This window comes from Chelatococcus sp. HY11, assembly GCF_018398335.1.
Lineage (GTDB): Bacteria > Pseudomonadota > Alphaproteobacteria > Rhizobiales > Beijerinckiaceae > Chelatococcus.
Genome location: NZ_JAHBRX010000002.1, coordinates 399,442 through 424,584 on the forward strand (window position 1 = coordinate 399,442; position 25,143 = coordinate 424,584).

Here is a 25,143-nt window from a genome sequence, read left to right on the forward strand (position 1 = left end):
CCCAATGGGTCAGACGCGCGGAACCGGCGCCCAGGTCCCGCTCGCAGTCGAGACAAGGCAGGCCTCGATGAAAGCGAGCCCTTCGGCGCCGTCCGCCGCCGTCGGCGCCATCCGGGCGAAACTGTCCGGCTCACGACCCGCGCGACGAGCCGCGACGAGCGATGCGAAATCGCGGTAGATATTGGCGAAGGCTTCAAAAAACGCTTCGGGATGTCCTGGCGGCAGGCGTGCGGCCTGGCGGCTGTAGGGATGCAGCGTTGGCAGGCCACGCGTTCGCACTTCCGCGGGCCGCGCATTGCGCATGACGCGCAGCTCGTTGGCGCTGGCCTGTGCCCAGGCAAGTCCCCCCTCCTCCCCATAGGCTTCCAGGGTCAGGGCGTTCTCAGCACCGGTGGCCGCCTTGGTCACGAACATCACGCCGCGCGCGCCGCCCTCCAGCCGCAGGATCACCGACGCCGTGTCGTGGGCCTTGCGGCCCGGAATGACCGCACCGACATCCGCCAGCACGGCCTCGACCCTTCGCCCGGTCACGAACGTCAGCATCTGATGGGCGTGGGTGCCGATATCGCCGAGCACATGGCTCAACCCGCCGCGCGCCGGGTCAAGACGCCAGCGCAGGCGATCCGTCATGGCGCCAGGATTGGCTTCAACATGCGAGCCGAGCGACCCCTGTACGTAGTTGGCCTGCACGAGGCGCAGGGGACCGAGCTCCCCGGCCGCAACCGCGCTTTTCGCTTCCCGCAGCATCGGGTAGCCCGAATAGTTATGCGTGAGGCAGACGATCAGGCCGCGTTCGCGCGCCTTCGTGAGAAGCGCCCGCGCCGAGGCCAGATCATTGGTCAGGGGCTTGTCGCAGATCACATCAAGGCCGGCATCCAGCGCCAGTCCCACGAACTCCGCGTGACTATCGTTAGGCGTCATGATCGCAACAGCGTCGATGCCATCCGGCAGCCCTGCCTCCACCGCAAGCATGGTCGCCACATCGCTGTAGCCCCGCGGCAGGCCGAGCGCTTCCGCCTGCCCGACCGCTCGGTCGGACTGGGAAGACAGGACGCCGGCGACCAATTCAAATCCATCGTCGAACCGGGCAGCGATACGATGCACCGGCCCGATCAGCGAGGAGCCTCCCCCGCCGATGAGGCCAAGACGTAAACGGCGACCAAGCAGTTGAATGACTGGATTCATGACAGGAGGATTCATGACAGGAGGATTCATGACAGGAGGATTCATGGCGACAGCCTCGTCAGTGACGGACAAGAAGCTGGAGGGATCCCGAGACGGTCAGGATTACACCTCCTCATCCGCCACGATGAAGCATCACACGTGACTCACAAAGTCCTGACTTTGGAGCCTCGGGCGCGCAGCCAGCTCGGCGCGACCGGCGCCTGGTTCGTCATCGAGCCCACGCGTGCGCGCGACGATCGGCCTCATAGAGCCGATGGGCTTTTATCCATACAATTTTCTAAATGTATGGACGCGCGTCGTGCTTCACAGCTATAGTATCACTGGATTTTGGCTTTCCGGGATCACCTGTGACGGCGACAACAGCGCGCTTCAGCCCTTGAACCTTGAACTATGTATGCATACATTGCGCATACAGACTAGCGTGAAGAGTCGGCCTCCCCGTATCGAGGAACCTGCGATGTCCAGCAACGTGATGGAGAAGAATGAGCAGTGGCCGCCGCTGCCGCCCGTGAGCACGGGATTGCGCGGACGCTGTCCGCGCTGCGGACAAGGCCATCTGTTCAACGGGTTCCTGACGCTGGCGCGGGAATGCGAGGTGTGCGGGCTCGACTATAAGTTCGCCGATCCCGCCGATGGCCCGGCCTTTTTCGTCATGATGTTCGTCTGCATCCCTGCCGTCATGTTCGGGCTATGGATCGAGACGGCCTACGAGGCGCCGTGGTGGGTGCATCTGTTCACAACCCTGCCGGTATTGCTCCTCTTCTGTATACTCCCGCTGCGGCCACTCAAGGGCTGGCTCGTCGCAAGCCAGTTCTTCTTCAAGGCGGAGGAAGGCCGGCTTGCCCGGCCGGATGAATATCCTCCCGCCGAACCCAAGCCACAAGCGGGCAGTCGCTGATCGTTTCACTCAGGGTCGGCGCCTGCTCCTGGCGCTAGGCTCGAGTGGTCGCGGCCAGGACGCTCTCCGCTTCGTCAGCAATAACCTGCTCCTCATCCGTGGGGATCACGAAGGCCGCCACGCGGCTCATGGCGGCGCTCACGCGTACGGCGTTCGCCGCATTCGCTTCCCCGTCGAGCGCCAGGCCGAGCCATTCAAGACGCGCGGCGACTGCCGCACGCACCCATGGCTGGTTCTCACCAACGCCAGCGGTGAAGACTACTGCGTCAAGACCGCCGAGCGTGGCCGCAAGGCGCGCGATCTCTCCCGCGATCCGGAACGCGAAAACCTCCAGCGCCTCCCGAGCCTCCGGCCTGTCGCTCGCCAGCAATTCCCGGCTATCCGCGCTGATCCCGGACATGCCAAGCAACCCGGATTGCTTGTAGAGGATGTCATTCACCGCAGCGAGGCTCCGCGACCCATCCTCGAGGAGATACAGGATCACGCCCGGATCGAGCGCCCCGCAACGGGTCGCCATCGGGATGCCGTCGAGGGTGGAGAAGCCCATGCTCGTATCGCGACTGACGCCGCCGTCGAGCGCACAGAGGCTCGCACCGCTGCCGAGATGAGCCGCGACGACCTTGCCCTTGGCAGCCGCAGGCGCGACCCGCGCAAGTTCCCGCGCGATGAAAGCGTAGGATAGCCCATGGAATCCGTAGCGCTTGACGCCCGCATCGTGCAGCATCCGCGGCAGGGCGAAGCGGCGCACCACGTCGCTCTGGCTGCCGTGAAAGGCCGTATCGAATGAAGCCGTCTGCGGCAGCGCCGGATGCAGTTGGCGGATGGCGCGGATCAACCGCACACATTGTGGCTGGTGCAGCGGCGCAAGGGGCGTCAAGGCCGCGATCCCGTCCAGTGCCGTATCATCGATTAGCACCGCACGCGAAAAGGTGTCGCCGCCATGCACGACGCGATGGGCGACAGCGGTCACCGCACCCATGTCGAAGTGCTGCGCGAGCCCCCGGAAGGTTTCAGCCAGCACGTCCTCAAGCGGCCCCTCGGGCGCTGCCGCGAGTGTCACATCCGCGACCGCCGGCCCTTCGGTGAGATGAAACGTGAGAGGCCTTCGCCGAAAATCGATGGTCCCCTTGCCGATCCGCAGGCAGCGTCCGTCGATGCGTCTGAACAGCCCGATCTTGACCGTCGACGAACCGGCATTGAACGTGAGCAATAGCGGATCACTCATCGCGGCCCCTCTTTCACGATGGCACGGCCTGCGGAAACGAGCTTCGCCAGCGCGGCGGAAGCGATGCGTACCTTGAGTGAATCTGAACGGCTTGTCAGAATGATCGGCACACGCGCCCCGAGCACGAGGCCCGCAGCGTCCGCGCCTCCGAAATAGATGAGTTGCTTGGCGAGCATATTGCCGGCCTCGAGATCCGGTACCAGGAGGATATCCGCCTGCCCCGCCACCGGCGAGACGATCCCCTTCGTTCGGGCCGCTTCCGGATTGATCGCGTTGTCGAAGGCGAGTGGACCATCCACGCAAGCGCCAACGATCTGACCACGCGCCGCCATGACCGTGAGGGCAGCAGCGTCGAGCGTCGAGGGCATGGCCGCGTTGACGGTTTCAACGGCCGCGAGCACCGCGACCTTCGGTTCGGCGATGCCAAGGGTTCGCAGAAGGTCCACCGCGTTCTGGCAGATGTCACGCTTGTGCTCGAGCGTCGGCTGGATATTGATCGCCGCATCGGTGACGATCAGCGGCTTTCCATAGGCTGGCACGTCCATGGCATAGACATGGCTGATACGCCGCTCCGTCCGTAAGCCGGAGTTTGGGTGGACAACGGCGCCGAGCAGTTCGTCCGTATGCAGGCTGCCCTTCATCAAGGCGGCCACCTTGCCGGCAACCGCGAGTTCTACAGCCCGGGCGGCCGCCGCGTGGCTATGCGCAACCGGCTCTATAGCCAGTTCAGCGAGCGATATGTTGGCCGCCGCCGCGACAGCACGGATCTTGCCCTCAGGCCCGACCAGGATCGGATCGAGCAGGCCCTCATCACGAGCCTCAATGGCGGCATTGAGCGCTTCCGCCGAGCAGGGATGCACGATCGCGGTCCGCAACGGCGGCAGATCGCGTGCCGCCTGCACGAAGGCCTCATAGCGATCATGGCGGCGCAACGTGACGTCCGGCAGCTTTGTTCGCGGCCAGCTGACCGAGACCTGCGGCGCGATCACGGTCGCCGTGCCTGTCAGCACCTCTTCGCCCTTCTGGTTCGTGCAGCGGGTGTCGAGGCGTACGATGTGTTTATCTGCGTGTTTTTCCTGCACCGTGGCCGTGACGGTGATGGCGTCGCCCGGAACCACGGGATGACAGAACTTGAGGTCCTGTCCGAGATAAATCGTTCCCGGACCCGGCAATTTGGTACCGAGCAAGGCCGAGACCAGGGCTCCCGTCCACATGCCGTGTACGACGATATGACCGAACCGATCCGACGCCGCGAAAGCGGTGTCGAGATGGGCCGGATTGACATCACCTGACACGGTGGCGAACAGATCGATGTCATCGCGGCCGACGACGCGCGTCAGCGAGGCGCTCTCACCCACCGTGAGTTCATCGAACGTTCGGTTCTTGAGCATGGTGTCGTCCACGTCAGCATCACCTCTGTTGGACATAGGAGCCGGGCGCGGCGGCGAGGGGCCTGTAACCCTTGTTCTCAGCGCCCATGGATGGTGGAGCGACACGCGTCGATGTGGAATGCCGCGCTAGCCAATCTCCCCAGGCCAGCCACCACGACCCTTCCTGGGGCGAAGCCGCCTCGGCCCATTCGTCGGCGCTCAGGCAGACATCCGTCGCCTTCTTCTCCCCCGCGCGAAAACGGCGGCGCGGACGGCCAGGCTCGCTCACGATACCGGCGTTGTGACCACCACTGGTCAAAACGAATGTCACATCGGTATCTGTGAGATAGTGGATCTTATAGACGGAGCGCCAAGGGGCGACATGGTCCCGCTCTGTCCCCACCGCGAAGATCGGTGCGCGGATATTCTGAAGGGCCGCCGGCCGGCCATCCACCATGAAGCGTCCAGCCGCAAGCTCATTGTCGAGATAGAGCTTCTGCAGATACTCCGCATGCATGCGGTAAGGCATGCGCGTGGAATCCGCGTTCCAGGCCATCAGGTCGATCATAGGGGGGCGCTCGCCCATGAGGTAGTCATGCACCAGACGCGACCAGATGAGATCATTGGAGCGCAGCAGCTGGAATGCCCCCGCCATCTGGTCCGCGGCGAGATAGCCGCGATTCCACATCATGCTGTCCAGGAAATGCATCTGGCTGTGGTCGATGAACAGCGCGAGTTCCCCCGGTTCGCTGAAATCGGTCTGCGCCGCGAGAAGCGTGACGGACGCGAGCCGATCGTCGCCCGCGCGCGCCATAGCCGCCGCCGCGATCGACAGCAGCGTGCCGCCAAGGCAATATCCGGTCGCGTGCATCTTCACGCTCGGAACGATGGCATTCACCGCGTCAAGCGCCGCCATCACACCCTGACGGCGATAATCGTCAAGCCCCAGATGACGATCGCCCGCATCCGGGTTGCGCCAGGACACGCAGAACACCGTATGACCACGCCCCACCAGATAACTGATAAGCGAGTTATGTGGCGAAAGATCAAGAATGTAGTATTTCATGATCCAGGCAGGCACGATCAGCACAGGTTCAGCAAAAACATCCTCTGCCGTCGGCTTGTACTGGATGAGCTCGATGAGATGGTTGCGGAAGACAACTTCGCCCGGCGTCACGGCGACATCCCGCCCAACGACGAAATTCTCTGTGCCGGCGGCGGGCCGGCCGGTGGCGAGGCGGCTGACATCGTCCAGCCAGTTCCTGCAACCCTCCACGAAATTCAGGCCCGCAGTCTGCCAGGATTTGGCGATGACCTCCGGATTGGTGAAAATATTGTTCGAAGGAGACGCCACATCGAGGAGCTGCCGCGCCGTGAATGAGACGACATCCTCATGGTGCGGAGTGACGCCGGGCACGTCGCGCGTGACGTTGTGCCACCACTGTTGATTGAGCAGGAAGGCCTGGACCAGGAAGTTGAAGGGAGGCTTCTGCCAAGCCTCGCCCGCGAAACGGTTGTCGCCGGGCAGAGGCTCGATGCAAGGCGGTGTCTCGGTATCATGGCTCGCAATGGACACATAACCCGCGAAGCGGGTGGCCTTCCGGACAGCCTTCGTCAAAAGCTCGGCTTGCTTGCCCGGCGCATGAGCCAGATGGATAGACCAATCGAACAGGGCCAGCGCCATCGCCGCCGGCGACAGGCCCCCGGTCATCTGCGCCGTCAGCGCCTCGCGCATGCGGTCGAAGGCCTTGAAGGCCTCGTCCCCACCTCCATCGGGTTGATTGAGCGCGCGGGGGACGGCGGTGGAAGCCGGAGGCACGGCTTGCGTCTTTGCCCGCATCGAGGAGGGCTGCGCCGGAAAAGGCATGACCTGGCTGATGTCCTTCACCGGCGCCTCAACGGCGCGCGCGCGGGGCTCGCTTCTCAAGGTACCATCTTTTTCCACGGCATTACCTACCAATCACAGGAAAACAATTCGCAAAAACGAGGTTCTTTTGATGACGAACCGTAGCGCGTCAGCTTCTCACAGGCTTGATCTTGATCAATCCGGCAACGGGAATTGCTTTGGATAGCGAAGCATTCGGGTGGAAGGCAGCGCTGTCAACCCGCCCTCCGGGCCAGCTTCACAAAAGCCAAGGCGCGGGCAGGCGATTTGTGGCTCCGCGGCTATCGATACCTTGCCGGATAAGCTTTTCGGGCCGCAATAGAAGTGTCATGTGAAGGGGCTATACGCCGGACATCGATCATCCGATGCTCTACGAGGCACCCATGAACAAGTTTCTTGTCGCGCTGCTCGCGACCACGGCGCTGGCCGGCGCCGCAGAAGCAGCCACGGTCTATCCGCTGGATCGCGCGACCATCCTCACCTCCTCGCCCTTCGACTTCAAGGTTGAGTTCGATGGTGTGGTGAAGCCCGAGGACATCAAGGTCACGGTCAACGGCCAGGACTATAAGACGGTCTTCGGCAAGGAAGCCCAGTTCGTGGCCGAGGAAAAGGGCGCCAAGGACAAGGTGCTCGGGTCGGCGCTCGTCCTGCGCGGCCTGGCGCTCGCCACGCCCGGCGCCTACAAGGTCGAGGTCTCGGCCGGTCCCCAGACGAAGAGCGTCACCTGGGACGTCTACGGCACCGCCGACAAGCCGAAGGCCAAGAACGTGATCTTCCTGATCGGCGACGGCCTGTCCGTGGCCCATCGCACCGCAGCCCGCATCATGTCCAAGGGCATGAGCGAGGGCAAGGCGAATGGCCGCCTGAACATGGACGACCTCGACCGTATGGCCTTCATCGGCACGTCCTCCACCGAGGCCGTGGCCACCGACAGCGCCAACACGATGTCCGCCTATATGACCGGCCACAAGACGGCCGTGAACGCCCTCGGCGTCTACGCCGATCGCACGCCCGACAGCTTCGACGACCCCAAGGTCGAAACGCTGGCCGAGGCGCTGCGTCGCCAGACCAAGAAGTCCGTCGGCATCGTGACTAACTCCGAGTTGCAGGACGCGACGCCGGCCGCAGTCGTCGCCCATACCCGCAAACGCGCCGACAAGGCCGAGATCACCGAGATGATGTTGGAGGTGAAGCCGGACGTCGTGCTCGGCGGCGGCTCCGCATATTTCCTGCCGAAGTCCACACCCGGCTCCAAGCGCAAGGACGAGAAGGATTTCGTGAAATCCTTCCGTGACGCCGGCTATACGCTCGCGACCGACAAGGCCGAGCTCGTCAACGCCGCTGGCACCAACACAGGCAAGGTGCTTGGTCTCTTCCACACCGGCAATCTCGACTCCACGCTCGACCGCGAGTTCCTGAAGAAGGGCACGGTCGACAAGTTCCCGAACCAGCCCGGTCTTGTCGAGATGACGCAGGCCGCGCTCAACCAGCTGTCGAAGAACCCCGACGGCTTCTTCCTGATGGTTGAGGCCGCCAATATCGACAAGATGTCTCATCCGCTCGACTGGGACCGCGCTGTCATCGACACGATCGAGTTCGACAAGGCCATCGGCCTCGCGCGCGACTTCGCGGCCAAGAACCCCGACACGCTGATCGTCGTCACGGGTGACCACACCCACGGCGTCTCCATCATCGGCACGGTTGACGACAGCAAAGCCGGCCCCGAGATGCGCGAGAAGGTCGGCACCTATGCCTCTGCCGGCTTCCCGAACTATGTCGACAGCAATGGCGACGGCTACCCCGACAGCGTTGACGTGTCGCGCCGGCTGTTCCTGAACGCCAACAACGGCCCGGATCACTACGAGACCTATCGTCCGAAGCTCGACGGCCCCTTCGTTCCGGCTATTCAGAACGAGAAGAAGGAATATGTTGCCAACGAGGCCTACAAGGATGTGCCCGGCGCCGTCTTTGTCGCCGGCAACATTCCGCGCGACGGAGACTCCGGCGTGCATGCGGTTGATGACGTGGTGCTGCAGTCGTCGGGGCCCGGCTCCGAAGGCTTCAAGGGCTACATGGAACAGAGCGACGTCTATCGGCTGCTCGCCGATGTCATGGCTCTTGGCGTGAAGCAGACGCAGTAATCATCAAGATCAGTATCAGCACACCCGGATCCCGGATCCGGGTGTGTTTGCATTTCGCAGTACCCGGCAAACATTGGTGACACCGATGTCCAAGATGAAGACCATCATAGCCCCGAATCGTCGCCAGATCCTGGGGGGCCTTGCAGCAACGGCAGCAGCGGCCGGTTCCACCGGCGCTTGGGCCGCGACCCCTAGCCTCACCTTCGAGGAGCTCTACGGCAAGGTGAGCGTGCTCGGTCTGGAGTTCTCGGCGAAGGTCAACGCGCTGGAGGGCCGGGCTGTGGCGATGCGCGGATTCATGGCCCCGCCCTTGAAGGCCGAAGCGAATTTCTTCGTTCTCACAAAGATCCCGATGGCGCTCTGCCCGTTTTGCTCGTCCGACGCCGATTGGCCGGACGATATCGTCGTCGTCTATCTCGGCAAAAAGCAGACCTTCGTCCAGCCGAGTACCACGATAGAGGTGCATGGAAAGCTTGAAGCCGGATCCTGGACCGATCCAGAGACAGGTTTCGTCAGCCTGCTACGTATCCGCGACGCTCAATATAGTGTCGTCTGATGGCCATCCACGATCTGTGCCTCAATGGCGTTGAGATGTCTTTCCCAGGACTTGCGGCGCCTGTGCTCAGCATCGCGAGCCTCAGGATCGAGGCTGGAACGCGCGTCGCCATTGCCGGTGCCTCCGGCTCCGGAAAGAGCACCTTTGTCAATCTGGTCACCGGCCTCGAGCGCGCCAGCAAAGGGCGCATCTCGTGGAACTCTACGGATCTCGGCGCTCTCTCGCACAGTGAACGCGACCGTTGGCGTGGTGAGACCATAGGGCTCGTCATGCAGGACTTCCACCTGTTTCCCGGCCTATCGGCATTGGACAACGTGCTGCTCCCCGCGCGGCTCGCTTTCGCGTTGACGCCGAAGCACACGCAACGTGCCCGCGATCTCCTTGAGCGCGCCGGGCTCAAGCAGCCGCAGCAACGCATCGAGACGATGTCGCGGGGCGAGATGCAGCGTGTCGCCGTGGCGCGCGCGCTCCTGCGCAAGCCCTCCATCATTGTCGCGGATGAGCCCACCGCCAGCCTCGATGAGGACAATGGGAAGGCTGTCGGCGATCTCATCTTCGAACTCGCGGCAGCCGAGAAAAGCACGCTGATCACCGTATCGCACGACCAGCGCCTGATTGCGCGCTTCGAACGGCGGATCGAATTCGCGAACGGGCGCATCGCTGCCGATACGGCCCGGGGCTAGCGAAGGGACTGCCGTGCTACACTTCATTCTCGCGGATTTGAGACGCCTCTGGGCCGGCTCCATCGTGATCATAGCCCTGGTCGCCCTCGCGACGGCGCTCGGCGTCACGGTCACCCTGCAGGAACGTGCGCTGCGCCTTGGCAGCGCGCGCGCGGCCGACAAGTTTGACGTCATCGTCGGCGCGCCCGGCAGCGAAACGCAGCTTCTTCTGTCCACGGTCTTTCTGCAGCCGGCGGCCTTGCCGTTGCTCCGTGGCAGTGTCCTGGCTGATCTGACAAAGGATCCGCGAGTCGTATGGGCGGCCCCTGTCGGCTTCGGTGACAGCTTTTCCGGATATCCGATCATCGGAACGACGTCGACGCTTGTCCAGAATACATCATCAGGCCTATCTGATGGTCGCCTCTTCACATCGGAGACGGAAGCTGTCATCGGATCCGCTGTCGATCTGCCAACTGAAACGATCATCAAGCCTATGCACGGGACGGCCGACACCGGCGGCCATGCCCATACGGAGCTGGCTTATACAGTTGTCGGCAAGCTCGCTCCCACAGGCACGCCCTGGGATCGCGCGATCTTTGTCCCGATCAGCGCCGTCTGGCACATCCACGGTATGAGAAAAGCGCGGGACCATGCCGGGCATGATCATGACGCACAGGGCCAAGGCGGCGATGACAAGGACGGTCATGACGATCATGCGCACGACAATGATGGACATGATCGCGAAGAAGGTGGGACGCCGGCAACGACAGCCGGCTTGAACGAAAACTTCGACAACCGAACCCCAGGTATTCCAGCCGTTCTTATCAAGCCCAAGTCCATCGCCGACGCCTATCGTCTGCGCCAGGATTATCGCGGCGAGACATCGTTGGCGGTCTTTCCAGGTGAAGTATTGACCCGGCTCTATGCGACGCTGGGCGATGCAAAGATCGTTCTCACCGCTGTCGCCATTGGCGCGCAGGCTCTTGTTGCTGCCTCACTTGTACTCGTGACGATCCTGCATCTCTCCCAACGACGTCGCCAGATTGGCGCGTTACGGGCGCTCGGGGCGCCACGGCTCTCGGTCTCGCTTATCGTCTGGCTCGAACCCTTCCTGCTTATCCTCGTGGGGATAGCGTTCGGCTTCGTACTCGGCTATAGCGCGGCGCTCACAATAGCCAAGGTCGTGACCCAGGGCAGCGGGGTCCGGCTGCCCGTGGAGTTTGCCCGCGGCGACTTCTGGTCAGCGTTCCTCCTTGTCATCTTCGCGGCACTTCTGGCGCTGATCCCGGCGGTCCTCGCTTACAGGCAATCACCGGCGGCGGCGTTGCGCGCCTGATCGGTCGTGAAGTTCTTTATCGGAAGACATGACCTGATTGATAGTCGGCTTCTCCTGCCGGCGCGAATGCACGAACGATTACAACTGACGTCGCCCACCCCCGGCTGCCGTCAAATGGCTGCTGTCACATGGCTGTCGCGTAACTGAGAGCACATAAGTCCTTTAAGCTGCACACTCGAATCTGATTGGTTTCATCATGCTACGCTTTCTGGCTGTGCGTACGGCTCGCGCCGTTCTCACGCTATTCATCTGTGTTTCAGCCGTATTCATTACATTGCGGCTCGCGGGTGATCCGGCCGAAATCATGTTATCTGTTGATACACAACCTGAGGTACGCGCTTATTACAGCGAATTATGGGGCCTCGATCAGCCGATATATGATCAATACATCCGCTATTTCACCAGCGCGCTGCGCGGTGATTTCGGGTTGTCTTTCGCGGACGAACGGCCGGCTTTCGATGCCGTGATCGAAGCCCTGCCGAACACGGCCCTGCTCGGCTCAGCATCTCTCCTTCTCGCACTCATTGTCGGCCTGCCGCTCGGCATCCTGGCTGCCCTCAAGCACAACAGCGCCATCGACAGGCTCGCCATGGCGTCGGCCGTCTTCGGTTATGCCGTGCCCGTCTTCTTCCTGGGCATCCTGCTGATCCTGCTTTTCGCGCTGAAGCTCAGGGTTCTGCCATCCGCGGGCTCCGACAGTCTCACGCACCTCATCCTCCCGGTCGTGACGCTCGGCCTGCCGCTGGCGGGGCGCCTCGCGCGTTTCGCCCGTACATCAACGCTGGAGGTGCTCGGCAAGCCATTCATCCGCGCGGCGCGTGGCCGGGGTGTCATGCCGGTCGGCGTCATCGTCCGCCACGCGCTTCCCAATGCTTCCGTGCCGCTGCTGATGTTCCTTGGTATCGAGATCGGCAACATTCTCGCCGGCAGCGCCGTGGTCGAGACCATTTTCGCCTGGCCCGGCATCGGCCGGCTGCTCGTCGACTCCGTCGCGACCCGCGACCTGCCCGTGGTCCAGGCAGTCATCATCACGATCACGCTGATCATGGTGTCAGCCAACCTGCTCGTCGACATCGTCCACATCATGATCGATCCGCGCCTTGGCGGGTTCCGGAAGGCCTCGGGAGCGCAGGCCTGATGGCGACGCTCGATACATCCGCACCCGCCACTCGCCGCTCCCTGTCGCTCGGCATGTCGCCGATCGTGGTCATCTCAGCGGCCTTCCTCGTCTTCATGGTCTTCGTCGCCATCTTCGCCGAATGGCTTGCGCCGATCCATTACACGACACAGAACCTGGCGGCGCGGCTGCGCCCACCTCTGACGGTGCAGGGCGACTTCACCTATTATCTCGGCACGGACCAACTCGGCCGCGATATTCTGAGCCGGCTCATCTATGCAATCCGCACGTCCATCCTGATCGCCGTGCTCGGCACCCTGCTCGGCGCCGTGGTCGGCACGTTGCTCGGCTTCGTGGCAGCACGGCTCCGGGGGCTGCCGGATCAGGCGATCATGATGCTGGTCGATACGCAGGCGGCGATCCCGGCGCTGCTGCTGGCCCTGACGATGCTGGCCTTCTTCGGCAACAATGTCGTCCTCTTCATCATCCTCGTCAGTCTCGATGGATGGGAGAAATACACGCGGCTCGCCCGGGGCCTGGTCGTCTCGGAGCAAACGAGCGACTACATCAATGCCGTCGAGGCCTTGGGGGCACGTTCAGGCCGCGTCATCTTCAAGCATCTCCTGCCGAACATCGTCGCGGCGCTTGTTGTTCAGGCCACGCTGAACTTTCCCGGCACAATTCTTCTGGAAACCTCGCTGTCCTTTCTTGGTCTTGGCGTGCAGCCGCCGGGCACCTCGCTCGGCCTGATGCTGGGAGAAGGCAGGCGCCATCTGCTCAACGCCTGGTGGATCGCGGTGTTTCCGGGATGCGCGATCTTCCTGACGACCCTTGCCATGAGCCTGTTCGGCGACTGGCTGCGCGATCGTCTCGACCCGACCGTCGACCGAGGATAACCCGACATGGCTTTTGCCTGGATGGAACCCGCGGCGCATCCGCTCGTCATTGCTCATCGCGGGGGCGCCCTGCTTGCGTCGGAGAACACCCCGGCCGCCTTCATCGCGGCTCGGAGCGCCGGCGCGCATGCCGTCGAGACGGACGTCCGTCGAACGGCTGACGGCGCGCTCGTCTGCGTGCACGACGCGGATCTCGCGCGCCTGGCGGGGGACCCGCGCCGCGTGGATGAGCTCAGCCTTCAGGAATTGAGGTGCTGCCTCCCGGCCGTAATGACCCTCGACGAAGCGCTCGCGGTCTCCAAGGGGCTGGGCGTGCTTCTCGACGTCAAGATGACGGACAGCGCGATCCTCGCCCCCATCATGGCGCTCCTGGCCGAGGGCGAGGCTATCGAGCGCACCATGCTCGGATTGCGCGACCTCGCGCTGATCGACGCCGCCCGTATGCGCTCGGACGCCGTCAATATCCTCGTATTCCTCGAGGATCCCGATTCAGCGCCGCAGGCGCGGCGGGCGGGCGCCGACTGGTTCCGCCTGTGGGAAGGCGCCGCGACAGCGCTGCGCGCGGCGACTGCCCGCGCGGAAGGCCTGCGCCTCGCCGTCATGGTCGGCCAGCCGCGGAGCGAGCCACTGCCGGGCGAGTATCCGCCCTTTCCCGTCGGGCATATCGATCACGAGGGGCTTGAGGGGCTCGCGGCACTCAAGCCCGACGCGATCCTTCTCGATGACCCCCGGCTCATCGCCTCCACCCACTCATAGCCCCACGCGGGGGCACCGCCCGCCTCTGCGATCAATGAGTACGCCACCCGTCGGCGCAGTCCATCCCGCACACCACAAAGGAGTTGACCATGGTTTCGTTTACACGCCGCCGCCTGCTGGAGGGAGCCGTCGCGGCTCCCTTCATCGTGAGCGCGACACGCGGCTTCGCCGCCGCCAGTGATCGCCCGAACTTCACGATCGCCGTCGCCGATCTGCCCGCGACGCTCGAGCCCGCGCGCGAACTCTCCAATGTCGGCACGCGCGTGACCTATTCAATCTTCGACACGCTGATCCGGCGCGACTTCCTTGGCTCGCCCGACGGCGGCGGCTCGGACCTGAAGCCGCATCTCGCCACCAAATGGGAGCGTGTGTCGCCGTCAGAACTCATCGTGACGCTTCGCGAAGGCGTGAAGTTCCACAATGGTGACGAACTCACCTCGGAAGACGTCGCCTACACCTTCCGCGACGGCCGCCTGTGGGGCGACAAGGCCCAGATCCCCGGCGGCAAGCCCTATTTCGGGGTTCTCGCGAGCGTGGAGCCGATCGATCGCTACACTGTCCGGTTCCGCACGAAGGCGCCGGACGTGCTGCTCGAGCAGCGCCTCGCCTCCTGGTGCGCCTGGATCGTCAACAAGCGCGCCTACGAGGAAATGGGCTTCGAAGCCTATTCCAAGAAGCCCGTCGCGACCGGACCCTACAAGGTCGTCAGCCACAGCGCGTCGGAAGCCACCGCGCTCGACGCCTTCGATGACTACTTCATGGGACGCCCGACGGCCAAGCGCGTCACCTTCAAGCGCGTCCCGGAACTCGCGGCGCGCGTCGCGGGTCTCGTCGCCGGCGACTACGATCTCATCACCAACATTCCACCCGACCAGATGAGCGTGGTGGGCGACTACAAGGACATCGACGTCCGCTCGGTCGTCCTCGCCAATGTCCACGTCCTCGCCTTCAACGAGAAGGACAAGGTGCTGTCGGACAAGCGCATCCGCCAGGCGCTGGTCGCCTCCATCGATCGCCAGGCGCTCGTCGACAGCCTGTGGCAGGGCACGGCGCTCGTCCCCCAGAGCCACAACTTCCCCGAATACGGACAGATGTTCGTCGAGGGCCGGAAGCTGCCCTTCGACCAAGCCAAGGCCCGGGCGCTCTTGAAGGAAGCCGGATACAACGGCGAGCCGATCGTCTATCGCACGCAGGCAAACTACTACACGAACGCGCTTGAGGCCGGCCAAATCCTGATCGAGCAGTGGAAGGCCGTCGGCATCAACGCCTCGCTGCAGGTTATCGAGAACTCCACCCAGCAACGCGGTCCCGGCGCCCAGATCTTCAACTGGTCGAACTCCACCCGCCTGCCCGATCCGCTGGGCGCCATCTGGGTGGCCTGGGGTGCTGATGGCGAGATCCAGAAGCAGGGCTTCTGGCAATCCGCCGATGCCTTCAACAAGGCTGGCCGCGCACTGGAGGCAGAGACCGACCCCGCCAAGCGCAAGGCGTTCTTCACGCAGATGCTGGACGCCTGGGAGGACGAGGCGCAGGCCACCATCCTCTATCAGCCGAGCGAGGCCTACGCGATCAAGAAGTCGATCGCCTGGCGCCCGACGACCTTCTATTTCATGGATCTGCGCCCGGACAATCTGTCCTTCGGCAAGGCCTGAAGGCTCGAGCTCGATAGCAAACGCGGGGGGCGGCTTCGGCCACCCTTCGCATTCCGGCGATTTCTGCTTCGTGAGCCGCCGCGTCAATCCTTGTTGCGCGCCAAGCGATGCTCGATCTCGCCGACGATGCCGCGGCGGAACAGGAGCACGCTCGCCACGAAGACCGCGCCGATGACGACCGGCACGGGCAAGGAATAGGCGGCAAGGTAGTTCTCGAGCGAGACCACGAGGAAGGCGCCGACGACCGGACCCAGCATGGTCCCGATGCCGCCGAGCAGCGTCATCAGCACCACCTGTCCCGATGCCTGCCAAGTGACATCCGTCAACGACGCCAGCTGGAAAACGATCGCCTTGGTCCCGCCAGCCATGCCGGCGATCGTCGCGGAAAGGACGAAGACGACCAGCTTGTAGCGATCCACGTCATAGCCGAGCGAGATCGCGCGCGGTTCGTGCTCACGGATCGCCTTCAGGACCTGTCCATAGGGCGAATGCACCACACGCCAGACGATGAAGAAGCCGATCAAGAAGATCGCGAGCACGGTGTAATACATCGCAAGTGGCTGGCTGAGATCGATCAATCCGAAGAGATGGCCGCGCGGCACCCGCTGCAGACCATCCTCCCCGCCCGTGAAACGCGCCTGCAGATAGAGGAAGAAGATCATCTGCGACATCGCCAGCGTGATCATCGCGAAGTAGATGCCCTTGCGGCGGATGGCGAGGAAGCCGATGATCACGCCGAAGACCGCGCTCGCGGCCATGCCCGTCAGGATGGCGAGTTCCGGCGTCAGCCCCCAGACCTTGGCGGCATGGGCCGCGATGTAGCCTCCCGTGCCGAAAAACGCGGCATGGCCGAAGGACAGCAGGCCGGTGAACCCGATCAGCAGGTTGAAGGCCACCGCAAAGAGCGCGAAACACAGCAGCTTCATCGCGAAGGTGGGGTAGAGCACGAAGGGTGCAGCCAGCGCGAGCACCAGGAGCACGGCGCCGAGGGCGAGGCGAGCCTTGTTGTCCATCGTCTCAGTCCCCCTTGCCGAACAGCCCGGAGGGCCGAAGCAGCAGCACGATCGCCATGATGACGAAAACGACGATGTTCGACGCCTCGGGATAGAAGACCTTGGTCAGGCCCTCACAGATGCCGAGCACATAGCCCGAGACGATGGCGCCCATGATCGAGCCGAGGCCGCCGATCACCACCACCGCGAAGACGATGATAATCAGGTTGCTGCCCATCAAGGGGCTGACCTGATAAACCGGCGCCGCCAGGACACCGGCGAGCCCCGCCAAAGCGACACCGCCCGCGTAGGTCAGCATCATCAGCAAAGGCACATTGACGCCGAAAGCCTGCACCAGCGCCGGATTTTCCGTGGCCGCTCTGAGATAGGCGCCGATCCGCGTCTTCTCGATGATGAGCCAGGTCCCGATGCACAGGACGAGCGAGGCGAGCACGACGAAGGCCCGGTAGATCGGCAGGAACATGAAGCCGAGGTTCCAGCCGCCCGTCAGCGCCGCCGGCACGGCATATTGCTGGCCTGATGACCCGTAGATATGGGTGAAGCCGCCCTCGATGATCAGGGCAAGCCCGAAGGTGAGAAGCAGACCATAGAGGTGATCCACCTTGTAGAGGCGCGACAGCATCGAGCGCTCGATCACCACTCCGATCAAGCCAATGATCAGCGGCACAAGGATGAGCGCCGGCCAGAAGCCGATGCCCGCAAACCGCAACAGCAGCCAGGCGGCGAAGGCGCCCAGCATATATTGGGCGCCATGCGCGAAATTGACGACATTGATCATGCCGAAAATGACGGCGAGGCCGAGCGACATCAACGCGTAGAACGATCCGTTGATCAGCCCGAGCAGGAGTTGTCCGAAGAGGAGCTGCGTGGAAATCACCGGCTACACTCCAAGATAGGTGTGCAGGACATCCATCCTGGACGGAAGTTCGGCGCTGGTGAGATGGGCGACGACGCGACCTTCGTCCATGACATAGTGGCGGTCGGCCACGCCCTGCGCGAAGCGGAAGTTCTGCTCCACGAGCAGGATGGTATAGCCTTGGCCCTTCAGCGTGCGAATGACCTCACCGATGCGCTGCACGATGACCGGCGCGAGCCCCTCTGTCGGCTCGTCGAGCAGGATGAAGCGCGCGCCGGTGCGGAGGATGCGGGCGATGGCCAGCATCTGCTGCTCGCCACCCGACAGCTTTGTTCCCTGGCTTCCCTTGCGCTCCTCCAGATTGGGGAAAAGGGTGTAGATGGCCTCGATCGACATGCCGCCCGACGCCACCACAGGCGGCAGGACAAGGTTCTCGGCGACCGTAAGGCTCGCGAAAATGCCGCGTTCCTCAGGGACATAACCGAGGCCGCGGCGCGCGATGTGATGCGAGGGCATATGGACGGTCTCGGCGCCTCGGTGACGAATGGAACCCGTGCGCCGCCCGATCATCCCCATGATGGCCCGCAGCGTGCTCGTCTTGCCCGCCCCGTTGCGGCCGAGCAATGTCACCGTCTCGCCCTCGCGCACATCCAGCGTGACGCCATGCAGCACATGGGCCTCGCCATACCAGGCCTCGAGGCCGCCGATAGAGAGCAATGCGTCCGTCATGTCACGCCACCTCCGTGCCGAGGTAAGCCTCACGCACACGGGGGTCCGCGGAGACGGTCGCATAATCGCCCTCAGCCAGGATCTCGCCGCGCTGGAGCACGCTTATGGTATCGCAGAGCCGCGAGACAACCGAGAGATTGTGTTCGACCATCAGGATGGTTCGGCCAACCGCGGCCTGCTGCACAAGCTCGGCGATGCGGTCGATGTCCTCATGCCCCATGCCCGCCATCGGCTCGTCAAGAAGGAGAACCGTTGGGTCAAGGGCGAGCGTCGTCGCGAATTCAAGCGCCCGCTTGCGCCCGTAGGACAACTCGGCCGCCTCGGTGTGGAGATAGTCCTGCAGGTTCACTGCTTCGATCAGCTCGCGGGCACGGCCATCGAGCCGCGTGAGCGCACGCTCCGAAAGCCAGAGCTGCGTGGCAAGTCCTGCCTTGCGCTGCAGGGCCACCCGCACGTTCTGGAGAACCGTGAGATGCGGGAAGGTAGCCGAGATCTGAAACGAGCGCACAAGGCCGCGTCGGGCGATCTGCGCCGGTTTCTCCGCCGTGATGTCCGTGCCGTCGTAGACGATACGGCCGGATGTCGGCTTCAGAAACTTCGTGATGAGGTTGAAGACCGTGGTCTTGCCGGCACCGTTCGGACCGATGAGAGCATGGACCGATCCGCGTCGTACCTTGAGATTCACGTCCCGGACGGCAACGAAACCCTTGAATTCTCGACGCAGACTAAAGGCTTCCAGAACGAAATCCGCGCTCATGGACACTCCGACCAGGGACCAATCCGATAGCCGTGAAAATCGGGCGGCAGACGCCGCCCGACACGACAGAGGGCGAGTGTTAACCGCCGAGCTTGCAGCCCGACTCTTCAACCGTGAAGAAGGCTTTCTCACCGGGGATCGTGCCTAGCAACTTGTAGTAATCCCACGGCCCCTTCGACTCGTTCGGCGCCTTGACCTGGAAAAGATACATGTCGTGGATGAAGCGGCCGTTGGCGAGCACTTTGCCCTTCGCAAAATTGTCGTCCACCGGGGTCTCGCGGATCTTGCGGGCAACCGCGTCCGCATCCTTCGTTCCCGCCGCCTTGACGGCTTTGAGGTAGTTGACGACGGTCGAATAAGTGCCGGCATGGATCATGTTCGGCATATGGCCCGTGCGCTCGAGATAACGCTTCGCGAAGGCGCGACTTTTGTCATCCTTGTCCCAGTAGAAGCCTTCCGTCAGCACCAGACCCTGCGCGGCCTGCAGTCCGAGGCCATGAACCTCTGCCAGCGTGAAAAGCATGCCGGCCAGACGCTGGCCACCGGCGACCAGGCCGAACTCCGCCGCCTGCTTGATGGAATTCGTCGTATCGAGACCGGCATTGGCGAGGCCGACGATCTTGGCGCCGGAGGCCTGCGCCTGCAGCAGGAAGGACGAGAAATCGGAGGTATTGAGAGGGTGGCGCACCGCGCCGAGAACCTTGCCGCCCGACTGCTTGACGATGTCGCTGGTGTCCTTTTCCAGCTGATGACCGAAGGCATAGTCAGCCGTCAGGAAGAACCAGCTGTCGCCGCCCCCTTTCACCACCTCGCCGCCCGTGCCCACCGCCAGGGAACGCGTGTCATAGGCCCAGTGAAAGCCATAGGGCGAGCACATCGCACCGGTGAGCGCGGCGGTCGCGGCCCCGACCACCATGTTGATCTTCTTCTTCTCGCGGGTGATGTCCTGGACCGCGAGCGCGACCGACGACGTCGTCAGCTCCGTGATCATGTCGACACCATCGACATCATACCACTGCCGCGCAATATTCGATGCGATATCCGGCTTGTTCTGGTGGTCGGCGGAGACGATCTCGACCTTGAGGTCGCCGAGCTCGGGCTTCATATCCTCGACAGCCATCCTGGCCGCTTCGACAGATCCCTTGCCGCCGAAGTCCGCATAGACACCGGATTGGTCGTTCAAAACCCCGATCTTGACGCTTGTGGGGGCCTGCGCCCACGCCGCCGGCGACAACGCGGCCACCGCGCATGCCGCCATGAGATTCCACGTAGAGAGCCTCTTGGTGAAGAGCTTCTCGGCCAAACGCCCCATGAAATACCTCCCGTTAAACCGTCTTATGGCAGTTGATCTGTCTCTTTCGACCGGCGCATGCTCGGACCGGCGTGAAATGCGCCCTCCCCCGGAATGATTTTTAATAGAAGTATCGAATACCTTCCGGAGTCGCAGAAAGCTTCAAATTCTATTCTGAATCCGGGCCCATTCGAATTCGTTCACATAGCACGCCAACGAGGCCGGATATTACACCGGCAGCGGCAGTGTTTTCGGTTCATAGTTCACCTGCCTGCAAGCAGCTTGCCCCGCAAACGCGCCAACAGCACCCTTCTCGGCGCCTGGGGCCATATCCAGACGCACCGATGCCAGCGAAAAGTGATCTCCTGCAAGTCTATGTCACCAACATAAGCGAGACCGGCAGCGATCTGCGCGCACGGATCGCTTCAGGCCAGTATCTCATCATAGGCGCTCGCGCCAAGAAGCGGAACGGCAATCGCGCGGGTTTTAGCTTCAACTTTCGATCAAGGCGGGCGCAAAATCGCGAAAGCAATTACGGCAGCCGAGGGAATTCGGATCATGGCGCTCAACTCCCCTCAACCCTCAACAACACCGAACCATCTCGGAGGTTGCAGCGGTAGCGTGAAGTCAAGGATTCGGCGTTGTAGGTCGCGGGATTCATGCGTTTAAGGGTCAGCTCAACGCTGTCGTCAGGTTTGAAGCGTGCCCGGATGTATTCGAGTTTCATGGAGCCGTCCGCCGCCTCAAAGAGATGCGTATCCGAACTTGCGATGTACGCGCCCGTTAAATTGTAAGCGCGAAAGCGGAGCACCCCCACGAATGAGGGACCGCCACCGCCTTTCGCATCCTGGCACTTGGCAAAATCGATAACAACGGCCGGGATTGCTCCCCGCGTGAGCGCCTTGCGAAACTGCTCGTACCTCATCTCCTTGGCACATGCCGGTTTTACGGGTACAATCCCCAGAACCAAAGGAGCATTCACCAGAACAAACAAGCGCAACAGTCGCATTACGGCTCCCCATCGATCAATTGACGGGGGACAGTCTTATGGACAGCACAATGAACGCGCGGAAATCTGATAACTCTGGCTGGCAATCAGCGCCGGATCGCTTCCTTCTTAGTGCCCCCCGCCCAGGATGAAGCGCCGGCCAGCGTGCTCCACCATGTCGACATGCTGGACGAAGCCACCATCGCCGGCCGAAAACCGTGTGATTTGTGGTTCCCCCGTTACCGCGCGCGTCAGGTCGCGACCGCGCATGGTCGAGGCGGGTGCTATACCGATGAGCCCGAGAACCGTCGGCGTGATGTCGATGATCCCCGCCGGCGTGGCCGTCTGCACGCCGCGGCCTTCTCCGGTCTCGGCGCCGACGATCAGCACGGTATTCAGCTCATGGGGGTTGATGCCGCCATGCATGCCGCCGCCGAGCGGCACATCGCCGGGCGTCATCGTACCGAGCCCGGGCAGCCCGAACTGATCCTCCGACATATCGGAACGCAGGATGAACATGAGGTCGGGCTGACGTAGATGTCCGTTGCCTATGAGGTCGAGCGACAGGGTGCCCGCTATCTCACCCTCGACATCGTTGTGCGCGCGCGAGAAGACATGGCCGACAAGCGGTTGTTCCATGAGCCAGCGCGCCATGCGGCCGACCATCGCCTCATCTTTACCGCGCAGCCGGATCTCGCCGCTGATGCCGCCGGTCACGGTCAGCATGGCCTCGCTGATGTCATGCGCCATATTGACCTTGAAGCCGGCCCCGATCGCATCGGCGAAGAGCGGCTGAATGGCGCCCGTCGAAATCTGGCCGTGGTCCGACGCCACGATGACGGCGACGCGGTCGCGGTCCGGCTGGCTCTCGACCCAATCGAGGATCTCACCCAGTGCCCGGTCGGCTTCCGCGAGGCCCGCCCTGGCTTCCGGCGATCCCAACCCCTTGTAATGAAAGGTCGTATCGGGCTCGTTGAACCACACGATGGCAACATCGGGCTGCAGCTTCGGGAGGACATGGTCCACCATAAGCGTCGCCGCGTAGCGCATCTCGCCGAGCCGCGGCAGCTCGCGTTTCGGAAGTGGGCCGACAGACGCCATCGCCTCATGGACCGCTTCGGGTGTCTGCGTGCTCTCCGGTCCGTGCATCGAGAAGGTCCAATGGCCATTGGCCCTGGCGCGTGGGTTGATGAAATGCGCCGCGCCCGCCGACCCGGTATGCACGACGGCGAGACGACGGCCAGCCCTCGCCAGCACATCGCCCAGCGTATCCACATTCACCATGCGTCCGCCGTGATGGCTCTCGGCGCGGCGGATGTGGTCGATGTCGCCGGTCAGAAAAATATCGTCCGGCAGCACTTCGGGATGATAGAAGGCGTTGCCGACGATGCCGTGCACCGTTGGAGGCGCGCCAGTCGCGATGGAGGTCGTCGCCACGCGCGTCACCGACGGAAAGACGCTGCGTGCCTCGCGGAACCATGTGCCTCGGGCTGCGACACGCAGGATGTTCGGCGTGAGCCCGGGGGAAACCAGATCCGGACGCAGGCCGTCGAATACTGTCACGATCACGCGGTCGACCATCGGCTTGCCGTCATGCGCCATAGCAATTGTCCCTCGAAGGATGAGTTTTCACCGCCGCGATCGCGGCTTCTTTATGCAGCAACGGACTGGGATGAAACAGCCGGCACGAGATGGCAGGCGGCCAGCCGTCCATCGGCGACACGCCGAAGCGGCGGCGTTTCACTCCGGCAGACGGCGGTCGCGCGCGGGCAACGTGGATGAAAAGCGCAGCCCGCCGGGCGATCGACAGGATTGGGCGGATCACCCTTCAGGACGATGCGCTGGCGATCGCGCCGTCCCACGGTCGGCACGGCCGAGACGAGCGCCTCGGTATAGGGGTGCGCAGGGGTATGGAAAAGATCGTCAGGCGCTCCCTGCTCGACGATCCGGCCGAGATACATCACCGCCACCTCGTCGGCGATCTGCCGCACGACCTTGAGGTCATGGCTGATGAAGAGATACCCCATGCCGAAATGCTGCTGAAGATCCTGCAGCAGATTGATGACCTGCGCCGCGACGGACACATCGAGTGCCGAGATCGGCTCATCACAGACGACCAGCTGGGGATTGAGCACCAGGGCCCGTGCCAGGACGACACGCTGCCGCTGGCCACCCGACAGTTCATGAGGATAGCGCTCGAACATCGCCGCCCGCAGGCCGACTGCGTCAAACAGCGCGAGCGCCTTCTCCCGCCGCGCCTGCGTGCCTCCTACCAGATCATGGATGACCAGCGGCTCCACCACCTGCTCGCCCACGGTGAGACGCCGGTCGAGCGCCGCCAGCGGGTCCTGGTGAACCATCTGCATCCGCCGCCGCAAGGCGCGCCACTGAGCGTCGCGCGTCGCCGAGACAGTCTCACCCGCGAATGTGATGCGGCCGCGCGTCGCCGGCAGAAGGCCAAGTACGAGCTTTGCCGTCGTCGACTTGCCACAGCCGGACTCGCCGACCACACCGAGCGTCCGCCCCGCATCAAGCGTGAAGTTGACGCCATCAACCGCGTGCAGCCAGCGCTTCTCGCCGCGATCACCGGTGACCTGGTACTGTCGCGCCAGATCGCGCACGTTCAGGAGGGCGCTCACGCGGATAATTCCCTGCGCTCATGGCCGTCCAGCTGTCCGAGATCCTGCAGGACGGGATCGGGCCGCCTTGCCTTACGCTCCCATTCCCGACCCAGGGCATCAAGCCTCAGGCAGGCCGACAGATGGCGCTGGCCGGCTGGCCGCAGCGAGGGCACCTGGCCATTGCATTCCGTCTGCGCGTGGCCGCATCGCGGCGCGAAGGCGCAGCCTGGCGGCATCGCATCCGGCGAGGGCACCGTGCCCCCCACCGGTGTCAGCCGCACACGCGGCCCCTCCAGGGAGGGCAGCGCGGCCATCAGTCCTCGCGTATAGGGGTGACGCGGCGAGCCGAGCAGATCATCGGTCGCCGCCGTCTCGACCACACGCCCCGCATACATCACGGCCACGCGGTCGCAGAGATCGGCGATGACACCAAGGTCGTGGGAAATCAGCACCAGCCCCATGCCGGTGTCGCGCCGGATATCGCGGATGAGGTCGAGAATCTGCGCCTGGATGGTCGCATCGAGCGCCGTGGTCGGCTCGTCGGCAACGAGCACATCCGGCTCCCCGGCCAACGCGATCGCAATCATGACACGCTGGTTCATGCCGCCTGACAACTCATGCGCGTATTGGCGCAGGCGGCGCGGCGCATCGGCGATGCCGACCCGGTCGAGCAGGCGGAGCGCCTCACGTTGGGCCGCCTTGCCGGTCAGCCCGCGATGCAGGCGCAGCGCCTCGCCGATCTGCGCGCCTATGCTGAGCACAGGGTTGAGGCAGCTTGTCGGGTCCTGGAATATCACGCCGATACGGCCGCCCCTGACATCCGCCATGTCGCGCTCGCTGAACGCGCACATGTCCCGGCCATTGAGGAGCACACGACCAGACGTCACCGCGCGCTTGCCGAGAAGGCGAAGCGCCGCGAGCCAGGTCACGCTCTTTCCGCAGCCCGATTCTCCGACAATACCGAGCGCCTCACCGCGCTGGAGCGTCAGGTCTATGCCATGCACCACGTGGGTACGACCTCCATCATGGAGGAAGGAGACCGTGAAGTCCTCAAGTGAAAGCAACGGCGCAGCGGCAGCAGACCCGGCAGGCGGATGCACCAACGGCAAGAACCTCCCGGAGGGAGGGTGTTGGGAAGCAGCGATCATCATTCCCGCATTTGCCCGCGTGATGATGACGGCCACATGACAATAGTTTTGATCCCCGCCT

22 protein-coding genes are annotated in these 25,143 nt (G+C 63.5%); 9 read left to right on the plus strand and 13 right to left on the minus strand.

Translation table 11 applies throughout. The features are described from left to right. Positions 1-9: 9 nt before the first annotated feature. Positions 10-1,185 carry a Gfo/Idh/MocA family protein gene (locus KIO74_RS22875; RefSeq protein ID WP_213337041.1) on the minus strand — a complete coding sequence of 392 codons (1,176 nt, stop codon included), beginning with the start codon at positions 1,183-1,185 and terminating at the stop codon, positions 10-12. A gap of 457 nt (positions 1,186-1,642) precedes the next feature. Here KIO74_RS22875 and KIO74_RS22880 point away from each other — a divergent pair, with 457 nt between their 5' ends. After that, a complete protein-coding gene (locus KIO74_RS22880; protein WP_502762126.1) occupies positions 1,643-2,083 on the plus strand; it encodes a DUF983 domain-containing protein in 441 nt (146 codons plus the stop codon). Positions 2,084-2,117: 34 nt separating this feature from the next. Here the strand turns inward: KIO74_RS22880 and KIO74_RS22885 are convergent, their stop codons facing one another. From KIO74_RS22885 to KIO74_RS22895, 3 genes are read right to left on the minus strand one after another with little or no spacing between them, the layout of a single operon-like run. Continuing rightward, a complete protein-coding gene (locus tag KIO74_RS22885; protein WP_213337043.1) occupies positions 2,118-3,308 on the minus strand; it encodes an acetate/propionate family kinase in 1,191 nt (396 codons plus the stop codon). Then, a complete protein-coding gene (locus KIO74_RS22890; protein ID WP_213337046.1) occupies positions 3,305-4,699 on the minus strand; it encodes a bifunctional enoyl-CoA hydratase/phosphate acetyltransferase in 1,395 nt (464 codons plus the stop codon). The genes KIO74_RS22885 and KIO74_RS22890 overlap by 4 nt, the downstream gene beginning before the upstream one ends. 19 nt (positions 4,700-4,718) lie before the next feature. Further along, entirely contained in the window at positions 4,719-6,518 is a 1,800-nt protein-coding gene (locus tag KIO74_RS22895; protein WP_283772198.1) for a PHA/PHB synthase family protein, read from the minus strand. Positions 6,519-6,946: 428 nt separating this feature from the next. On the opposite strand from KIO74_RS22895, the gene KIO74_RS22900 reads away from it, so the two are divergent. From KIO74_RS22900 to KIO74_RS22935, 8 genes are all read left to right on the plus strand, one after another. Then, positions 6,947-8,704 carry an alkaline phosphatase gene (locus KIO74_RS22900; protein ID WP_213337048.1) on the plus strand — a complete coding sequence of 586 codons (1,758 nt, stop codon included), beginning with the start codon at positions 6,947-6,949 and terminating at the stop codon, positions 8,702-8,704. Positions 8,705-8,789: 85 nt separating this feature from the next. Then, the gene (locus KIO74_RS22905; protein WP_213337051.1) at positions 8,790-9,260 is read left to right on the plus strand and encodes a hypothetical protein; all 471 of its coding nucleotides are present in this window, start codon (positions 8,790-8,792) and stop codon (positions 9,258-9,260) included. Continuing rightward, a complete protein-coding gene (locus KIO74_RS22910; protein WP_213337054.1) occupies positions 9,260-9,943 on the plus strand; it encodes an ABC transporter ATP-binding protein in 684 nt (227 codons plus the stop codon). Before KIO74_RS22905 ends, KIO74_RS22910 begins: the two co-directional genes overlap by 1 nt. A gap of 13 nt (positions 9,944-9,956) precedes the next feature. Then, a complete protein-coding gene (locus KIO74_RS22915; protein ID WP_213337056.1) occupies positions 9,957-11,258 on the plus strand; it encodes an ABC transporter permease in 1,302 nt (433 codons plus the stop codon). Between the two features lie 196 nt (positions 11,259-11,454). Next, positions 11,455-12,396 (plus strand): ABC transporter permease, encoded by a 942-nt coding sequence (locus KIO74_RS22920; RefSeq protein ID WP_213337058.1) that lies wholly within the window; start codon positions 11,455-11,457, stop codon positions 12,394-12,396. Then, positions 12,396-13,271, plus strand: coding sequence for an ABC transporter permease (locus KIO74_RS22925; RefSeq protein ID WP_213337060.1), 876 nt, complete (start codon positions 12,396-12,398; stop codon positions 13,269-13,271). Before KIO74_RS22920 ends, KIO74_RS22925 begins: the two co-directional genes overlap by 1 nt. A 6-nt stretch (positions 13,272-13,277) precedes the next feature. Continuing rightward, on the plus strand, positions 13,278-14,027 hold the full coding sequence (locus KIO74_RS22930; protein ID WP_213337062.1) for a glycerophosphodiester phosphodiesterase: 750 nt from the start codon (positions 13,278-13,280) through the stop codon (positions 14,025-14,027). Positions 14,028-14,116: 89 nt separating this feature from the next. Continuing rightward, positions 14,117-15,679 carry an ABC transporter substrate-binding protein gene (locus tag KIO74_RS22935; RefSeq protein ID WP_213337065.1) on the plus strand — a complete coding sequence of 521 codons (1,563 nt, stop codon included), beginning with the start codon at positions 14,117-14,119 and terminating at the stop codon, positions 15,677-15,679. An 83-nt stretch (positions 15,680-15,762) separates the two neighbouring features. Here KIO74_RS22935 and KIO74_RS22940 read toward each other — a convergent pair whose 3' ends face one another. From KIO74_RS22940 to KIO74_RS22980, 9 genes are all read right to left on the minus strand, one after another. After that, positions 15,763-16,692, minus strand: a complete 930-nt coding sequence (locus KIO74_RS22940) for a branched-chain amino acid ABC transporter permease (protein WP_213337067.1) — start codon at positions 16,690-16,692, stop codon at positions 15,763-15,765. Positions 16,693-16,696: 4 nt separating this feature from the next. Continuing rightward, a complete protein-coding gene (locus KIO74_RS22945) occupies positions 16,697-17,569 on the minus strand; it encodes a branched-chain amino acid ABC transporter permease (RefSeq protein WP_291957827.1) in 873 nt (290 codons plus the stop codon). A gap of 3 nt (positions 17,570-17,572) precedes the next feature. Beyond that, positions 17,573-18,277, minus strand: coding sequence for an ABC transporter ATP-binding protein (locus KIO74_RS22950; protein ID WP_213337069.1), 705 nt, complete (start codon positions 18,275-18,277; stop codon positions 17,573-17,575). Between the two features lies 1 nt (position 18,278). Next, complete coding sequence (locus tag KIO74_RS22955; protein ID WP_213337071.1) at positions 18,279-19,034, minus strand: ABC transporter ATP-binding protein; 756 nt, start codon at positions 19,032-19,034, stop codon at positions 18,279-18,281. Positions 19,035-19,113: 79 nt separating this feature from the next. Continuing rightward, positions 19,114-20,346: an ABC transporter substrate-binding protein gene (locus KIO74_RS22960; RefSeq protein WP_213337073.1), complete on the minus strand. Its 1,233-nt coding sequence runs from the start codon at positions 20,344-20,346 to the stop codon at positions 19,114-19,116. A gap of 544 nt (positions 20,347-20,890) precedes the next feature. Then, a complete protein-coding gene (locus KIO74_RS22965) occupies positions 20,891-21,334 on the minus strand; it encodes a VirK family protein (RefSeq protein ID WP_213337075.1) in 444 nt (147 codons plus the stop codon). Positions 21,335-21,442: 108 nt separating this feature from the next. Beyond that, positions 21,443-22,915: an alkaline phosphatase family protein gene (locus KIO74_RS22970; RefSeq protein ID WP_213337076.1), complete on the minus strand. Its 1,473-nt coding sequence runs from the start codon at positions 22,913-22,915 to the stop codon at positions 21,443-21,445. 50 nt (positions 22,916-22,965) lie between these two features. Further along, positions 22,966-23,952 carry an ABC transporter ATP-binding protein gene (locus tag KIO74_RS22975; protein WP_213337078.1) on the minus strand — a complete coding sequence of 329 codons (987 nt, stop codon included), beginning with the start codon at positions 23,950-23,952 and terminating at the stop codon, positions 22,966-22,968. After that, positions 23,949-25,037: an ABC transporter ATP-binding protein gene (locus tag KIO74_RS22980; RefSeq protein WP_249731444.1), complete on the minus strand. Its 1,089-nt coding sequence runs from the start codon at positions 25,035-25,037 to the stop codon at positions 23,949-23,951. Before KIO74_RS22980 ends, KIO74_RS22975 begins: the two co-directional genes overlap by 4 nt. Positions 25,038-25,143 lie beyond the last annotated feature (106 nt).

Bases quoted from the DNA above. Each gene is read 5' to 3' on its own strand.
- KIO74_RS22875 (WP_213337041.1), bottom strand. From the start codon at position 1,185: ATGAATCCAGTCATTCAACTGCTTGGTCGCCGTTTACGTCTTGGCCTC.
- KIO74_RS22880 (WP_502762126.1), top strand. From the start codon at position 1,643: ATGTCCAGCAACGTGATGGAGAAGAATGAGCAGTGGCCGCCGCTGCCG.
- KIO74_RS22885 (WP_213337043.1), bottom strand. From the start codon at position 3,308: ATGAGTGATCCGCTATTGCTCACGTTCAATGCCGGTTCGTCGACGGTC.
- KIO74_RS22890 (WP_213337046.1), bottom strand. From the start codon at position 4,699: ATGCTCAAGAACCGAACGTTCGATGAACTCACGGTGGGTGAGAGCGCC.
- KIO74_RS22895 (WP_283772198.1), bottom strand. From the start codon at position 6,518: ATGCGGGCAAAGACGCAAGCCGTGCCTCCGGCTTCCACCGCCGTCCCC.
- KIO74_RS22900 (WP_213337048.1), top strand. From the start codon at position 6,947: ATGAACAAGTTTCTTGTCGCGCTGCTCGCGACCACGGCGCTGGCCGGC.
- KIO74_RS22905 (WP_213337051.1), top strand. From the start codon at position 8,790: ATGTCCAAGATGAAGACCATCATAGCCCCGAATCGTCGCCAGATCCTG.
- KIO74_RS22910 (WP_213337054.1), top strand. From the start codon at position 9,260: ATGGCCATCCACGATCTGTGCCTCAATGGCGTTGAGATGTCTTTCCCA.
- KIO74_RS22920 (WP_213337058.1), top strand. From the start codon at position 11,455: ATGCTACGCTTTCTGGCTGTGCGTACGGCTCGCGCCGTTCTCACGCTA.
- KIO74_RS22925 (WP_213337060.1), top strand. From the start codon at position 12,396: ATGGCGACGCTCGATACATCCGCACCCGCCACTCGCCGCTCCCTGTCG.
- KIO74_RS22930 (WP_213337062.1), top strand. From the start codon at position 13,278: ATGGCTTTTGCCTGGATGGAACCCGCGGCGCATCCGCTCGTCATTGCT.
- KIO74_RS22935 (WP_213337065.1), top strand. From the start codon at position 14,117: ATGGTTTCGTTTACACGCCGCCGCCTGCTGGAGGGAGCCGTCGCGGCT.
- KIO74_RS22940 (WP_213337067.1), bottom strand. From the start codon at position 16,692: ATGGACAACAAGGCTCGCCTCGCCCTCGGCGCCGTGCTCCTGGTGCTC.
- KIO74_RS22950 (WP_213337069.1), bottom strand. From the start codon at position 18,277: ATGACGGACGCATTGCTCTCTATCGGCGGCCTCGAGGCCTGGTATGGC.
- KIO74_RS22955 (WP_213337071.1), bottom strand. From the start codon at position 19,034: ATGAGCGCGGATTTCGTTCTGGAAGCCTTTAGTCTGCGTCGAGAATTC.
- KIO74_RS22960 (WP_213337073.1), bottom strand. From the start codon at position 20,346: ATGGGGCGTTTGGCCGAGAAGCTCTTCACCAAGAGGCTCTCTACGTGG.
- KIO74_RS22965 (WP_213337075.1), bottom strand. From the start codon at position 21,334: ATGCGACTGTTGCGCTTGTTTGTTCTGGTGAATGCTCCTTTGGTTCTG.
- KIO74_RS22970 (WP_213337076.1), bottom strand. From the start codon at position 22,915: ATGGCGCATGACGGCAAGCCGATGGTCGACCGCGTGATCGTGACAGTA.